Origin of the sequence: Mesorhizobium silamurunense, from assembly GCF_014843825.1 — a bacterium.
In the GTDB taxonomy this organism is placed as follows: Bacteria; Pseudomonadota; Alphaproteobacteria; order Rhizobiales; family Rhizobiaceae; genus Mesorhizobium; species Mesorhizobium silamurunense.
This window is the reverse complement of sequence record NZ_JHQR01000001.1, coordinates 19,079-32,984: the sequence shown is the minus strand read 5'-3', so window position 1 is coordinate 32,984 and position 13,906 is coordinate 19,079. Positions and strand designations below refer to the sequence as shown.

Below are 13,906 nucleotides of genomic sequence, written 5' to 3'. Positions count from 1 at the left end.
ACATCGCCGGGAAGCCACAACGGCAGGCGACCCGTTCTCCGCGCAGACGGCAGGGGTGTCCGGAGAAACTGTCTGGGAATGGAAATGCTGCGGGCGCATGCCCGTACGACCGCAGCTCTGTTTTTCGAGACTCAGATCGCGCCGCATATCTGCCACGCTCTAGCCTGGTGCCTTGAGTCTCCTTGAGATCGGCCTGCCAAGCTCCCCCCGGCCTCTCAGCCACCTCCACTGCGAATAGCCTGGCGGCTAGCTCCTCTTCCTTAGCGCCCACGCTCCTGACTGCCTCGCCGCAGCAGATGCCAAACTGCGCCGCTTCTTCGAAAACCTGAGCCCCTGAAGCCTCCTCGCCGCTCAGATCGGATCCCCATCGAAACGGGCATCCATCACAGCGTGCACGCACAATGACCGGGTCGCCACTCTGGTACCGGTTTTCAAGATAGCGCGATGTCCAGTGCGCCGGATAGTTCGAGATCAGCGTGGGCTTGCCATCAGACCGCATTGGCAAGGATAGGTAGGCAAAAGCGAGTAGATCGAGTTCCGAAGCTACATCGGCCAGGGCACCGCGAAGATCGGCCTCATCGATGCTTTCCGACAGCCGTTCCAAAAATCTCTCGAAGACAGCTTGCACGTCTCTCGCCCCTACCTTGAACTCACTCCCGATCCACACGCTGCGAAGCGCTGCTACGGCTCCGGATAGATTTCCGAGTGCAGTGCCCAAACCCATGGTTTGATGAAATGTGCTATCTACCTTTACCGAGGCCCGACAATCCCTAACCTCGTCTCAACCCTCAATCTCCGACGCGCCGCAACACCCATCCAGCGATTGCAAATGGTCCCCTGCCGGTGGGGAGGACACCGGCAGGGGACGCCGCGCGAAGGTCGCGGCCGCATGGCGACCGGACGCGGCGGCGCTCTGGGCTTTGCGGTCAGTGAAAATCAGGCGGCCTTTCTCGACCGCGAGGCCGCCGCGGCGATCGACAATCGGGATCGTCAAACCACAGTTCGGCCGCTTCTTCGAACAGCCTCTGCTGAACCTGCGATGTCGCAAGGCCGCGCATATCCGATCCCCACCGAAACCGACATCCGCCGCAACGTGTACGAATAGTCGTCGCGGGTCACGCCGATAATGAGGAAGAAGTCGCTCTTGTCGACATTCGGTTCGAGACGGCTCCAGACGCCTTGCGCGTTCGGCCGGTATCAACGAGCCACGTCCCCAAAAAGTGCCACCAATCACCGCAGTGCTTGATGGCCTCATGAAGCGCCTCGTAATTCTGACCCGGTCGCTTGAGGTCGTAGTTAATCGCGCAAATCACCGTCGGCCTCCTTGAGCCGATCGCACTTGAGGGTGGCGGGCCGAAGACCTCCGGCCCGCCATGAGGTCCGCCTACTTCTTGTTGGGACGTTGCGTGAGAGCCGATGCTGCCGCAGTCTTGGCAGCCTTGCTCGAGTTGGGGTCGCTGAGCACTTTCGCAGCCGCCGAAGCCGCCTTCGCGCTCGTAACTTCCTTATTCGCCATGTGAATCACCTCCTTTCCATTTCCTGGGACTGGCGTTATTGCCTAGCCTACCGCAGGCGACGCTTCACTTCTCGATGAGAGCCGGTGAACCGGCGACCTCGTACTAGAGAGCATCCAGCGACCGCCCCGCGAACCTTGACCGTGGGTCCGGAGCCCGTCTCTGGTTCACAGGCAGCAACGGGGCCTTCAGGCCAAAGGGCAGGTGCATCCTTCAACATCTCCGCGCGCCTAACGGGCGCGCGGTCCGCCTAAACCTCGATCGCGTGCTGTGCGGAAGCGAGTGCCTTGGGAATTGACTCATGGCCGGGAGTCCTTGCGTGGCCACCGTCTGCGTCAGGATCATATTGCGCCCTCGGCCTTCAGCGCGCGATAGGTCGTATCGACCGATTTCGCAGTCGCGTCGACGATGATGTCGATCTCTTTTCGAGTAATGATCAGAGGTGGGGCATAGCCGAGGATGTCGCCATGCGGCATGGCCCGCCCGATGACACCATTCTCAAACAGAGCAGCGGCGGCGCGCACGCCGACCTGAAGTCCAGGTTCAAATGGTACCCGCCTTTTAGGATCCTGCATCAGCTCTACGGCGGACAGGATGCCAACGCCGCGAACTTCGCCGACAATGGGATGGCCCTCCAGTTCGGCTCTCATGCGGGCATGCCAGTAGGGTCCGACATCGCGGACATGCTCCAGGATGTTTTTTTCCTTGAGTAGTTGAATATTGGCAAGTGCGGCCGCCGCGCAAAGCGTGTGACCAGAATATGTCCAGCCGTGGCCGAGAGGACCGTGCCTCTCCGTTCCTTCTTCCAACACCGACCAGACGCGGTCGCCGATGATTGACCCGGAGATGGGGAGGTAGGCGGAACTCAAGCCCTTGGCGATGGTCACGAAATCCGGACGCATGCCATACAAGTGGGAGCCGAATTTCTCACCGGTTCGCGCGAAGCCGCAGACCACTTCATCGGCGATCAGAAGGATATCGTACTTGTCGAGCACGCCTTGAATTGCCGTCCAGTATCCCTTTGGGGGCGGAACGATGCCGCCGGTCCCAAGTACCGGCTCTCCGATGAATGCCGCAACCGTCTGCGGGCCTTCAGCCAGGATAAGGGCTTCAAGTTCGTTAGCACAGCGCCGGGAGAACGCTTCCTCACTTTCGCCATCATGCGCTTGGCGGTAATGGTGCGGCGTCGTCGTATGGCGCACCAAATTCAGAGGCAGGTCGAAGAAATCGTGAAAGAATGGAAGGCCTGTCAGGCTACCGGTGACCAACCCAGAACCGTGATATCCGCGATTCCGCGAGATGATCTTTTTCTTTTCAGGGCGGCCGAGAATGTTGTTGTAGTACCAGACCAGCTTGATGTTGGTTTCGTTGGCATCGGAGCCGGAGAGGCCGAAAAAGACCCTTCGCATGTTCTGACCGAAATATTCGACAACGGCCTCTGCCAAGAGGGCGACTGGCTCGGTTCCTTGGCTCGCATAGACATGGGCAAACGGCAACTCGTGCGCTTGCCGGGCGATGGCCTCGGCAATCTCCGTGCATCCATATCCCATATTGACGCAGTAAAGCCCACCGAAACCGTCAAGGCTCTTTCGGCCCTCGGTATCCCAGATGTACACGCCTTCTGCACCCGCCATAATTCGGTTTGGCGTCTCGCCGCGACTGTGCTTGGCTAAGTGCGTAGACGGATGAAAGACGAAGCTTCGATCCTTCTCCCGGAGTTGCTCGGTTCCCAGATTGCTCAAGCGCATCGACCCTCTCCTCGCGATCAGTCGGCGGAGAACACTCGGCCAGCCGCCTCTTTAGCAATTAACATACCGGCAAACACCTCTCGAGTTTCGCTGAAATGCACGTCTTTAGCCGACGAATTCGCGGTATTGGCGCCAATCGCCGTCGATAGCATGGCTCCGGTAGAGGACAGCCAGATTGAAGCGGCCAGCAGTCGTCCACTCGTCCAACGGTGTTTGGTATCGAAGGCGATATCAACGATCTCGGCTTCAAGGAAGAGTTCTCGCCAGGCTTTCTCCTCGGCGGTCTCGGTGCCGAAGGTTACCTGGATGCTTTCGCGACGATCCGTGGCAGTGTTGGCTATGCCTTTGGCCGCTGGCTACCGTACGTCACCGTCGGCGTTGCATTGGGCGAAGTGGAGACTGATGAGCACGTCTTTGCCGAGAGCGAGCTCCAGACCGGCTATGCGGTCGGCGGGGGCCTTCAGAACGCGTTCAATAGCAATTGGACTGCACGCGCGGAATATCTCTAAGTCGATCCTGGCAAGAAAGATTTTGGCTTCGATACCGTTCGATGCGGCGTGAAGACGAACTTCAACGTCGTTCGCGCCGCAATTACCTATAAGTTCTAAACGGCGGAAATCGCATGGTGTAACTGGAGGCGGATGTTCAGCCTACTAGGTTCATGGGCTCAGGTGAGCATGCGAGCCAGACTGTGGAGTTTTGACCATAGTCCTTGACGACTGCCGGACTCGCGCCAGAGTCCAAGCATGGATGACAATATTCGCAACGCATGGGCTGCCCTCAAGCTGGTTCGCATGGCGATTGAACAGACCTGCCCCGCCGGAGTGCTGCCGAGAGGAAGCCGTCTTGCTGCTCTACGGCTCCGAACCCGTGCATGAGGGAGAGGCACTCGCCGAGGCGATCATCGAGACGGTCGAACGGCTGACCCGATATGCTACGCTTCGAAACCCAGCAGCGACGCACTGCGAATGTGTCTGTGCATGCGACTTTCCCGATAACGCGATTTGCGACCTGTCGACGATTACATTGTGGCTACTAAACGAAGCTTGAATTCGGTAGAAGTCACCAAGCGCCGCCATTTCCGGACATTGATGGCAGCCCTCCGAACCGGACGTTCACCCACGACCGGAGCCGAGCCTGACAACGTGGCAGTGTACTGACCGACGCGGCATGAACTACCAACGTATATTGGTAATGAAGATAGCTTTTAGAACGCCTGCGCCTCCGCCAGTTTCAAACCGCGCCGCACCGCAAACTAGCCCAGCCGGGCGAATGCCGGCGGGCTTTTTTGCATAAGATGTTCGTATTTCTTCGCGGGCCTTCAGTGAACCTCTTGCAACTCGAGTAGCTGTCCCTCGTGGCCCCTGTAGAAAATCTGGACCTGCAAGCCGCCCGTATAATCGTCTACATCGAATGGTTCCACGGTGATTTTACTAACAACAAGGATGCAGACAACGTTGGTTGCCGGCTCCTCAATCGTGACCTCAAACTGAGGTATAGGTGGGTTTGATTTTGATTCTCCGGCGGCTTTCATCACAGCGTGGTGGCAGGGGGTCGGGGCCCAGATCTTCACTTCGCGAACGTGGAGGCCGTCTGGAGGTGGCGGTTGCCTGTCAACCCAACCCTTCGCATCACTGAGGTCAATGATCCCGACATCCTCCGCTAAAGCCGACATTGACAGAAACGAGAGAAAACTCGCGGCGATTGCCGCCTTCGTAAAAAACGTGGACAACAAACTTCTCCTCCGACTTTGAGTATTCTGATCATGAGAACCCCCTGCGGTTTTTGAAACCAATCCGCAGGGCGTTTTATTAACTCTAAGAAAGCATACCGGCAAACGCCTCTCGAGTTCCGCGGAAATGCATGTTTTCAGCCGACGAATTCGCCGGATCGGCACCAATCGCCGCGGAAACCACGGCTTCGGGAGTTTACCGTCGACTTAGTGCGGACAAAGGGATTGGTGAATTGGATTTCACGGGTTTCGTCACGATAAGGCTGTAGTATTGATCGATCCCCAAGCCTGCCTGCAGCAGTCCCTCCATGAAATCCTGATACGCAGCCATAGAAGGAGATGAAACGCGCATCAGATAATCGATCCGCCCCCCGATAGCCCAGCAGTCCAGGATTTCCGGGATCTCTTGGATCGCAGTCTCGAAGTTCCGTTGATCCTCCAGACGATGACGATCCAGAACCACCTCCACCATTATGCAGATCATGCCCCCGACGAGCGCTGGACTTAGTCGCGCGTAGAACCCTTCAATGATTCCTGCGGCTTGGAGTATACGGAGCCGTTCCGAACAGGCCGAAGCCGAAAGGTGAACACGCTTTGCGAGCTCGCTTTTCGAAATCCGACCGTCTGACTGAATCTCTGAGAGAATTCGGACGTCCCAAGCGTCTAGGCGCACAGGATCAGATTTCGACTTCATGACCTTTTGCTCTCAAGCCGTTGTCGACAGCGCAATTCATGCCAACCAATATTACCGTTAATGAAGTGATTGAATGTAGTGGACGGCATCCGTTTTCGGCCCGCAATGCGCCAGAGTGGGGTTGTCGAAAGTCAGTGGAAGCGATCAATGGAGAAAGGCTGTAGAAGCAGTTTGGCTATAGCCTCGCGGCCTGACGGGGTGATGACGCAACTGGAGACTATAGTCGCCTTTCGGCGGAGACCTCCTCGTAAATAGATAGCGCATTTTTGATTCTCCGCTGCTTTAACTGATTGACACCCTCGACAGCATCCGAGCATTGATTGCGTGCACTGCCTAGTCAGATGCAGTGCTTACATCGGCGCATTCGGCTTCGAGATGAACTAAACGCCCTTCTTATCTGGCTCGCCGAGGAGCTCGGCACTGCAAAATGTCGCTCGTGTTACCGCTACGGCCCAGAATCCGGCGCTGAGATCGCCGGATCGCCGAAGACTAAACGCCGATGTTGCGTGCAATGCTGTCGGCCGCCATGCGCTTACGCCACTCAAGAGGCCCGGAATTGTGAATGGAGTTGCCCTCTACATCGACAGCCATGATGACCGGCATGTCCTGCACCTCGAATTCATAGATCGCTTCCATGCCCAGGTCTTCAAAGGCAACCAGCCGCGCCGTCTTGATCGATTTTGAAATCAGGTACGCAGCGCCACCCACTGCGATGAGATAGGGCGTTCTGTGTCTCACAATCGACTCGATGGCCGCCGGGCCCCTCTCCGCCTTACCCACCATCGCGAAAAGCCCGGTTTCGGCGAGAATCTTTTCAATAAAACCGTCCATGCGGCTGGAGGTTGTCGGGCCAGCCGGCCCGACCACCTCATCCCTCACTGCGCGGACTGGTCCGACGTAGTAGATCACGCGTCCCCGCAGATCGACTGGGAGCGGCTTGCCGGCATCGATCAGGTCGACCATTCGCTTGTGGGCGGTGTCACGGCCCGTCAGCATCTTTCCGGAGAAAAGGAGAGTTTCCCCGCAGCGCCACGATGCCGTCTCTTCCTTCGTGAGCGTATCGAGGTTGACACGCCGGACGCCGGTTGTGTGCAAGTCCTCATGACCGATCTGGGGCCATTCGGAAAGGTCGGGCGGTTGAAGCTGTATCGGCCCTGTGCCGTCCAAGGTAAACGTCAGATGCCGGTTGGCGGCGCATTGCGGAATGAGCGCCACAGGCTTGGACGCCACATGGGTAGGATAGGTGGCAACCTTGACGTCAACGACGGTCGTCAGGCCGCCTAGGCCCTGAGCGCCGATGCCTAGCGCATTAATTCGTTCATAAAGCTCAACCCGCAGTGCCTCCTCCGCGCATGACGGCCCCCTGGCGATCAGCTCAGACATGTCGATGGGTTCGTTCATGGCCTCCTTGGCTAGCAGCATCGCCTTTTCAGCGCTGCCACCGATGCCGACCGAGATCAGGCCGGGGGGGCACCATCCGCTGCCAAGGGTCGAAACAGTGTCGACCACCCAGTCGGCAACGGACGCGCTGGGGTTCAGGGCGGTGAAACGCGCCTTGTTTTCCGATCCGCCCCCTTTTGCGGCGATGGTGATCTCAATCTGGTTGCCGGGCACGAGGTCGACGTGGATGACAGCCGGCGTGTTGTCACGCGTGTTCAGCCGCCCGGCAAGCGGATCCGAGACGATCGATGGTCGAAGGGGATTGTCTGGATCGAGATAGGCTTGGCGGACGCCCTTATTCACGAGGTCGGCGAAACTGGCCGTTGATCTGATGTGGACGCCCATGCCAACCTTTGCAAAGACCACCACGAGACCGGTGTCCTGGCAGATCGGGCGCCGTCCGAAGGCCGCCATGCGGGAGTTCAGCAAAATCTGCCCGATGGCGTTCTTAGCCGACGGACTCTGTTCGCGCGCGTATGCCTGCGAAAGATATCGGATGTAGTCGGGGGGATGGTAGTACGAGATGTACTGAAGGGCGTCGGCGACGCTCTTTGTGATATCCTTGCCGGCAATGGTTCGTGTTTTTTTATCCACGAAATCTCATCCGAATGATCCGAACCCGTTGACCAGTTTTAGGCTCTGGAAGCTCCGTAACCCCTGCTCGCCCCCTTCGTATCCATAGCCGCTTTGTTTAACGCCACCATATGGCGCATCTGCTGAAACCCCTTTCAGATAATTTACACTGACAGCGCCCGCCGAAAGACCGTTGATCAGCGCCCGTTTCGCATCGGTGGCGCCGGTGAAGAAGTAGGCAGCCAAGCCATACTCAGTGGCGTTGGCTTCTTCGATCGCCTCCTCGATCGTGTCGAACGGCGCCACGGTGAGGATCGGCCCGAACGGCTCGTCATGAAGCACTTTCGCATCCTTTGGCACCCCTGTCAGGATGGTTGGCGGCCAGTAAAAGCCCGGCTGGTCGAGGCGGGCGCCTCCGGTTTCGACGCGGGCACCGCGATCGACCGCATCCTCGATCAGACGCTGCATGGCCTCGACTCGCCGTGCGTTCGCCATTGGACCCATCTCCGTCGCCGGGTCGTCCGGTGGGCCGATCTTGATCTTGCGGGCGACTTCGGTCATCCGGGACAGGAATTCCTCGTAGAGGTTCCGCGCGACGAGGATCCTGCTGGGCGCATTGCAGCTCTGGCCCGCGCACTCGAACTTGTATTCGGAAATTGCCGGTATGGCCGTTGCCAGGTCGGCATCCTCGCATACAACGACAGGGGAGTGCCCACCGAGTTCAAGAATGCACCGCTGCAAGTTGTTCGTGGCGAGCCTGGCGAGCTGCTTTCCAACCTCGGTAGAGCCCGTGAACGTTAGGACCTTGACGATCGGCGAGCTGAGGAGATGCCGGGATATTTGCACCGGAACGCCAAAGACGAGGTTGACAACGCCGTCCGGAATACCCGCTTGTCGCAAGGCCTCGACAAAATGGACAGCCGCGCTTGGTGTCTCTTCAGCCCCTTTGAGGATCACCGGGCAGCCTGCCGCCAAAGCAGGGGCGAGCTTGCGGGCGATGAGAACGGCGGGATAGTTCCAAGGCGTAAAGGCAGCAACGACGCCAAGGGGCTCGGGGACGATCATCCGGTTCGGGCCCATCGGAACAGGGGCCGACAGCTCTTCGGCGTGGGTGCCGTTCCACTCCAGTGTTTCGACGGCGCGCGCGTACTCGCCTGTCGCTTCGGCAATCGTCTTTCCCTGTTCGGTCGACAAATCCTTCGCTGCGTCTCCCACCTTCGTGGCAAGGATCCTGGCGGCCGCCACAAGGATCTCGCCGCGCTCTTTTGGAAGCCGTGAGGACCAAGCGCGGCGGCTTCGCTCTGCGGAAGTGAGGGCCTCGTCCAGATCCGACGCCGAAGCGGCGGCGACCGAGCCAAATACCTTCTCTGTCGCCGGGTTGGTCACCGCCAGAGTAATTCCGTCACTACCGGCTCGCCACCTGGCATTGATGAAAAGCTGATAGCTCGTAGCGTTGGGCATCGCATGCTCCGCTTGACTGAATTCTTGCCAGTGCGAGGCCAGCCGGTATCCGGACCATGGGCTCGCTTATCTGCAGTTTCATCGCTACGGTCGGGTCCGGTCAAATATTGAATATCGCCCAAAACCATCTGGAATCCAGATTGATACGGCTCAGACAGCCGCGAAAGAGCGGTAGCACTGAAACTGGTTTGGGATGTGCCTAAGTCCGGTCGGGAGCTGTGGCCGACCAGTGCCCGCCCTCGACCAAAGTCCTGACGACCTTGGGGATCAGCTTGCGGACGGCAGAGACGGCTGGAGAGCGGTCGTCTTTCGGGCTGACGGCAAGGACAACGGAACGGGTGATCACTGGATCAATGATCTTAACCGTGCGGACCTGGCCTTGAGACGCCTCTTTCTGAATGGCTGACGGGGTAAGGATGGAATACGCCTTTCCTTCCATGACCATATTTATGATGGTTGAAAGGGAGTCGACTTCGAATCTTACGTCGAGCACACAACCGTGTTGGGCAACGACATCCGCCACCGAACGCCGAACATTGTTATTGCGCATGGGAACCGCGAGCGGAAATGCGTGCAGCTCGGCGAGCGGTATTGAATCTTCGAAAGGCGGTTCGCCCGGCGGCACCACCAGGCAAAACTCTTCGCGGGCCAGAACCGTCATCTGCCCCACGCTCTCGGCAGTGCGGTACAGGACAGCCAGATTGAAACGGCCAGCAGCCATCCACTCCTCAAGCGGTCCCGTCATGCCCTCAATCATCTTAAGCGAGATTCTCGGCAATTCGCTTCTTACCGATTCAAGCAGGGGGCCGCTCAGGACGCGAGCGGCTCCGGACGGAATGCCAATGGTCACCTCTCCAGAAGGAGCAGCCACCGTGTTGGTCAGTTCCGTCTCAGTCAGTTGAATTTCCCTAAGGATGCTCCGACCGCGCTCAAGCAATCTTGCGCCGGACGCCGTGACGCTAACGCCGGTCCTGTCGCGTACCAGCAGTTGGATGCCGAATGCTTCCTCAAGCTGACGCACATGCAGGCTTAGAGCGCTTTGAGCAACGTTGAGGATCGAAGCTGCCTTCGTGAAGCTGCCTGCTTCGACGACGCCGACAAAGTATCTTAGCTGCCTGATGTCCACGATGAACAAACCCAACCGAGGCGCAATCCCCAGTATCTTATATCTATCTCGAAACGAGATGGCAGACAAGTCACAAAACTGTCAAATCATAGCTCGAAAACCGGCTGTCTCGATGCCGATTAATGCTCAGTTGTTGCTAGCGAGAGCCAGGATCTCGCGGGCGCGCCGAACCACTGGCGGATCAACCATCTTACCATTCAATGAGAATGCAGACAGGCCACGCTTGATGGCATCGTCTTCCGCCGCGACAACACTGCGGGCCCACTCGACTTCCTGTGCGCTTGGCGAGAAAGCCTCATTGAATATGGCCACCTGTGTTGGATGGATCGCCAAAGCTCCGGCAAAGCCAAGCCGCCGCGCGTGCACCGCGGCTTCACGAAGTTTATGAGTGTCGGAGAACTCGCCGATGCTTCCGATGAAGCCCAGCGGGAGTAACCCGGCAGCACGCGCGGCAAAAAGAACACACAGGTTCGGCGCCAACAGAAGGTCGAATTCCGGGGAGCCGCCAACAGCGGCGCTGAAGTCTTCAGGACCGAGCGCCATTGCGACCATCCTGGCATGCGCCGACGCAATGGCCGCGAGTCTTTCCAAGGCCCCCGGGGTCTCGATCTGGGCAAGGAACCGGATGCGTCCCGGTGCAAGACTTCTTTCTCGTTCAAGTTCCGAAACCGCACCCGCGATCTCTAATACCCACTCTGCCGAATCCGTTTTCGGAAGAACCAGTGCGTCAACACCTTCCATTACGGCTGCATCGAGATCAGCCGCCAAGGCGCGCAAACCACGATTTACGCGGACCAAAACAGATGTGCCCTTGCGGGCCACCTTTGCCACGGATTCAGGAAGCTGCCGCCGTGCCTCTCTCTTTTGGTCCTGGGGAACGGAGTCTTCAAGGTCGAGGATGACGCCATCTGCCCCGCGCTCATGAGCCGCCTCCACAAAGCGCGGAACGTGAGCGGGAACGAAGAGCAGGGATCTCCAGCGGGGTACAGACATCGGGCTTTCAACGGCCGGAACGGTGTCCTTGATCATCCAGCCGCCTCTGCGGTCGATTTTAGCGAGGGCAATGGCATTGAACTTGCTGGGCCGCCGGTGCGCTGAGATGAACCGAAGTATACAGGCTCTCTGTAAATCGCGAGCGCACTCACCTTACCGAGACGCGCGCTCACGCTGACGCGGCTCTTTCGCGCAAAAGCCCCAGAACCTCCTCGCGGACTGCCTCGGTATGAGCGCCAAGAGCCGGCACTGGGCGCAGCGAGGGGTGCTCAGAGTTGAAGATCGCCGCCGGCGCTATCGTCTCTACAGTTCCTTCAGGGGTGCCAACCTCAACCCTGCGAACGTGTGGATGCCTTGAAATATCCACCACTTCGTTCAGTCGCCCATATGCCAAACCGGCCGCCTCAAGCTCCTGCATTGCTTCGTGGCAGGACAGTTCGGAAAAACGCCGTTCAATGATCTCATCAAGTTGCGCACGGTGACCGAGGCGATCCATGTTGTCGGCAAAACCAGGTGCGCGTATGAGCTCAGGCCGCTTCAGGAATTTCTCGCAGAAATTCACCCATTCCCGGTCATTCTGGACGGAGAAGATGACGTCTTTGCCATCGGCGCAGCGATAGGCGCCATACGGCGCCAGTGACGGGTGTTTCACGCCCGCGCGTACCGTGTGGTAGCTGCTGTAGTCGTGTTGCAGAACCGGCACGTTCATCCAGTCGGCGACGGCATCGAACAGTGACACCTGGATGCTAGCCCCCTCGCCGGTGACCTCGCGGTGATACAGCGCCTGAAGAATGGCGCCATGTGCTGTCATGCCCGCCGAGATGTCGCAAACCGACACCCCTACACGCGCTGGCCCTTGTTGGGTCCCGGTGATCGCGCATAGACCCGTTTCAGCCTGGACTATGAGATCATAAGCCTTCAAATGGGAGTACGGCCCTTTCTCCCCGAAACCCGAGATGTCGCAAGTGATCAGCCGTGGAAAGCGTCGACGGAGATCCGCAGACCCGAAACCCAGTTTTTCGATGCTGCCCGGCTTCAGATTCTGGATAAAGACGTCAGCAGCGGCAACAAGCGTGTCCAGGACGGCGCGGTCTGCCTCCAACCTAAGGTCCAAACAAACCGACTCCTTACCCCGGTTGAGCCAGACGAAGTAAGCGCTTTGTCCCCGCACCAACTCGTCGTAGTTTCGTGCAAAATCCCCTTCGGGCCTCTCGATCTTGATCACCCGGGCGCCGGCGTCCGCAAGGCGAGACGAAGCGTAGGGCGCAGCAACGGCCTGCTCCACGGCAACGACGGTGATCCCCTCAAGAGAGTTCTGCATGCGACACCGTGTTTTTCATCCAACGTTTTCGTTTTGAGTCCGACGACGGTTCAGCATCGCCAGCAACCGGTTTTGTTCGTTCCCAACAATTGAGAATGCCTCGTCGACACCCATTCCGGGCTTTGCGAGCATCATGTCGGCCTGGGTTGCCACCGATATGTGGACAGAGGCTTGGGCGGAGAGATCCGTCTCGGTACAGCTTCCGCCGACATAAGCTCCGACCTTGTTTTCCTTGCAGAGGAGAACGGCCCGCGCTGTGTCGGCAATTGAGCCGACATCGGGCGTCTTGATTTGAACGAGATGCGTGGCCTTGGCTTCGGCAAAGAGCCGAATATCCTCAAGCGTATTGCATCTCTCATCCACGACAATGCGCGCGTTGGAACCCCGGTTGTCCAAAATCGATACGATCTTGGCGTAGTTCTCAATTTGAGCTTGCGTCGAACCAAAATCGGCCGGGGACTCGATGTTGAGCGTGAAATCCGGGACGGTATCTGCAACCTTGCAGATAAAGTCGGCGACGCTTTGCGGCTCCAGGCCGATTTCCTGGCCGATCCAGCCATACACATCGAAATGCAGCACCGGATGATACTCCGGGCGGCCGATTTCGCGCGTGCGCGTCGCAACCCAATTGACGAACTTCACGAACGTCTGGCCGTCTGCCCCGAATTTCTGCCGTGAGTTGATCAGGCCGTGGGGAAGCACATCCACGCCCTTCAGAATCATCTTGTCGACGTTGATTTCGCGAGCATCGCCGCTCTGGCAGTAAATCGGGACCCTGCGGGTCGGGAGCGGCAGGTCAAATTCGGCACATATGACCTCTGCCATGGTGCAGCGCTGGAGATGGGCCGCGGCTCGAAGTAGCGCCTGGCTGACGCCGTACTGAATCGCGAGAGGTAGCCGATTTTGTTCGAAAGGCTCTAAGACATTGGCGCTGGCATCAAGGTAACGAGACGCATCGATCTCCAGAAGCCGCGGCGTGACCACGCGTGACGTTAAATCTGAAATTTGATTGGTGTCGAACAGAGGATCGCGTCCACCAGCACCAGAATACTGGACGTTCATCATGTCGCCCCAAACAACGGTGTCGTCGGTAAGGACCAGCCCGATGCTGAGCAAAGATGCTGGAATACGAATGGACTCGAACCCAGGCGTTGTCGGTACGCCAACATAGATGAAGCCGTCTTGGGTCGCGCCAGCCCGGATAGCAGCTTGGTCGTCATAGAAAAATGCGCCGTTGCCAGGCGCAAGGAGGACGTCTTTGATCTGCAAATCAGTCATTCGATTCATTCCCCGGGGATCAAATT

13 protein-coding genes and 1 pseudogene are annotated in these 13,906 nt (G+C 58.3%); 3 read left to right on the top strand and 11 right to left on the bottom strand.

Features of this window, described 5'->3' with window-relative positions; all coding sequences use genetic code 11:
* Nucleotides 1-628: autoinducer binding domain-containing protein (locus DH10_RS00145; RefSeq protein WP_343221441.1), on the bottom strand; the 628-nt coding region annotated here is incomplete at its 3' end.
* A gap of 261 nt (nucleotides 629-889) precedes the next feature.
* Between DH10_RS00145 and DH10_RS00140 the strand changes: the two genes are divergently transcribed.
* Complete coding sequence (locus DH10_RS00140) at nucleotides 890-1,105, top strand: hypothetical protein (protein ID WP_192384005.1); 216 nt, start codon at nucleotides 890-892, stop codon at nucleotides 1,103-1,105.
* Nucleotides 1,106-1,855: 750 nt separating this feature from the next.
* On the opposite strand, the gene DH10_RS00135 is transcribed toward DH10_RS00140, so the two are convergent.
* Nucleotides 1,856-3,262, bottom strand: a complete 1,407-nt coding sequence (locus DH10_RS00135; RefSeq protein ID WP_192384004.1) for an aminotransferase — start codon at nucleotides 3,260-3,262, stop codon at nucleotides 1,856-1,858.
* Between the two features lie 209 nt (nucleotides 3,263-3,471).
* On the opposite strand from DH10_RS00135, the gene DH10_RS00130 reads away from it, so the two are divergent.
* Together DH10_RS00130 and DH10_RS36455 are read left to right on the top strand one after the other, a co-directional pair.
* On the top strand, nucleotides 3,472-3,771 hold the full coding sequence (locus DH10_RS00130) for an outer membrane beta-barrel protein (protein WP_192384003.1): 300 nt from the start codon (nucleotides 3,472-3,474) through the stop codon (nucleotides 3,769-3,771).
* Between the two features lie 337 nt (nucleotides 3,772-4,108).
* A complete protein-coding gene (locus tag DH10_RS36455; RefSeq protein ID WP_246811444.1) occupies nucleotides 4,109-4,312 on the top strand; it encodes a hypothetical protein in 204 nt (67 codons plus the stop codon).
* Between the two features lie 271 nt (nucleotides 4,313-4,583).
* Here DH10_RS36455 and DH10_RS00120 read toward each other — a convergent pair whose 3' ends face one another.
* From DH10_RS00120 to DH10_RS00085, 9 genes and pseudogenes are all read right to left on the bottom strand, one after another.
* On the bottom strand, nucleotides 4,584-4,994 hold the full coding sequence (locus tag DH10_RS00120; protein WP_192384002.1) for a hypothetical protein: 411 nt from the start codon (nucleotides 4,992-4,994) through the stop codon (nucleotides 4,584-4,586).
* 196 nt (nucleotides 4,995-5,190) lie between these two features.
* Nucleotides 5,191-5,466: an Lrp/AsnC family transcriptional regulator gene (locus DH10_RS36450; RefSeq protein WP_246811445.1), complete on the bottom strand. Its 276-nt coding sequence runs from the start codon at nucleotides 5,464-5,466 to the stop codon at nucleotides 5,191-5,193.
* Nucleotides 5,467-5,529: 63 nt separating this feature from the next.
* Nucleotides 5,530-5,688: pseudogene (locus tag DH10_RS36445) on the bottom strand (Lrp/AsnC family transcriptional regulator); the annotation flags it as partial.
* A gap of 489 nt (nucleotides 5,689-6,177) precedes the next feature.
* The gene (locus tag DH10_RS00110; protein WP_192384000.1) at nucleotides 6,178-7,722 is read right to left on the bottom strand and encodes a FumA C-terminus/TtdB family hydratase beta subunit; all 1,545 of its coding nucleotides are present in this window, start codon (nucleotides 7,720-7,722) and stop codon (nucleotides 6,178-6,180) included.
* A 6-nt stretch (nucleotides 7,723-7,728) separates the two neighbouring features.
* Nucleotides 7,729-9,162, bottom strand: coding sequence for an NAD-dependent succinate-semialdehyde dehydrogenase (locus DH10_RS00105; RefSeq protein ID WP_192383999.1), 1,434 nt, complete (start codon nucleotides 9,160-9,162; stop codon nucleotides 7,729-7,731).
* A 199-nt stretch (nucleotides 9,163-9,361) separates the two neighbouring features.
* On the bottom strand, nucleotides 9,362-10,288 hold the full coding sequence (locus tag DH10_RS00100; RefSeq protein ID WP_192384009.1) for a LysR substrate-binding domain-containing protein: 927 nt from the start codon (nucleotides 10,286-10,288) through the stop codon (nucleotides 9,362-9,364).
* 126 nt (nucleotides 10,289-10,414) lie between these two features.
* Nucleotides 10,415-11,317, bottom strand: a complete 903-nt coding sequence (locus DH10_RS00095; RefSeq protein WP_210327734.1) for an HpcH/HpaI aldolase/citrate lyase family protein — start codon at nucleotides 11,315-11,317, stop codon at nucleotides 10,415-10,417.
* A 133-nt stretch (nucleotides 11,318-11,450) separates the two neighbouring features.
* Complete coding sequence (locus DH10_RS00090) at nucleotides 11,451-12,602, bottom strand: CaiB/BaiF CoA transferase family protein (protein ID WP_192383998.1); 1,152 nt, start codon at nucleotides 12,600-12,602, stop codon at nucleotides 11,451-11,453.
* 15 nt (nucleotides 12,603-12,617) lie between these two features.
* Nucleotides 12,618-13,871 carry a methylaspartate ammonia-lyase gene (locus DH10_RS00085; protein WP_192384007.1) on the bottom strand — a complete coding sequence of 418 codons (1,254 nt, stop codon included), beginning with the start codon at nucleotides 13,869-13,871 and terminating at the stop codon, nucleotides 12,618-12,620.
* Nucleotides 13,872-13,906: the final 35 nt, after the last annotated feature.

What these genes read in the sequence shown, in the direction of transcription:
- DH10_RS00095 (WP_210327734.1), bottom strand. Translation starts at nt 11,317, where the DNA reads ATGATCAAGGACACCGTTCCGGCCGTTGAAAGCCCGATGTCTGTACCC.
- DH10_RS00135 (WP_192384004.1), bottom strand. Translation starts at nt 3,262, where the DNA reads ATGCGCTTGAGCAATCTGGGAACCGAGCAACTCCGGGAGAAGGATCGA.
- DH10_RS00105 (WP_192383999.1), bottom strand. Translation starts at nt 9,162, where the DNA reads ATGCCCAACGCTACGAGCTATCAGCTTTTCATCAATGCCAGGTGGCGA.
- DH10_RS00090 (WP_192383998.1), bottom strand. Translation starts at nt 12,602, where the DNA reads ATGCAGAACTCTCTTGAGGGGATCACCGTCGTTGCCGTGGAGCAGGCC.
- DH10_RS00140 (WP_192384005.1), top strand. Translation starts at nt 890, where the DNA reads ATGGCGACCGGACGCGGCGGCGCTCTGGGCTTTGCGGTCAGTGAAAAT.
- DH10_RS36450 (WP_246811445.1), bottom strand. Translation starts at nt 5,466, where the DNA reads ATGGTGGAGGTGGTTCTGGATCGTCATCGTCTGGAGGATCAACGGAAC.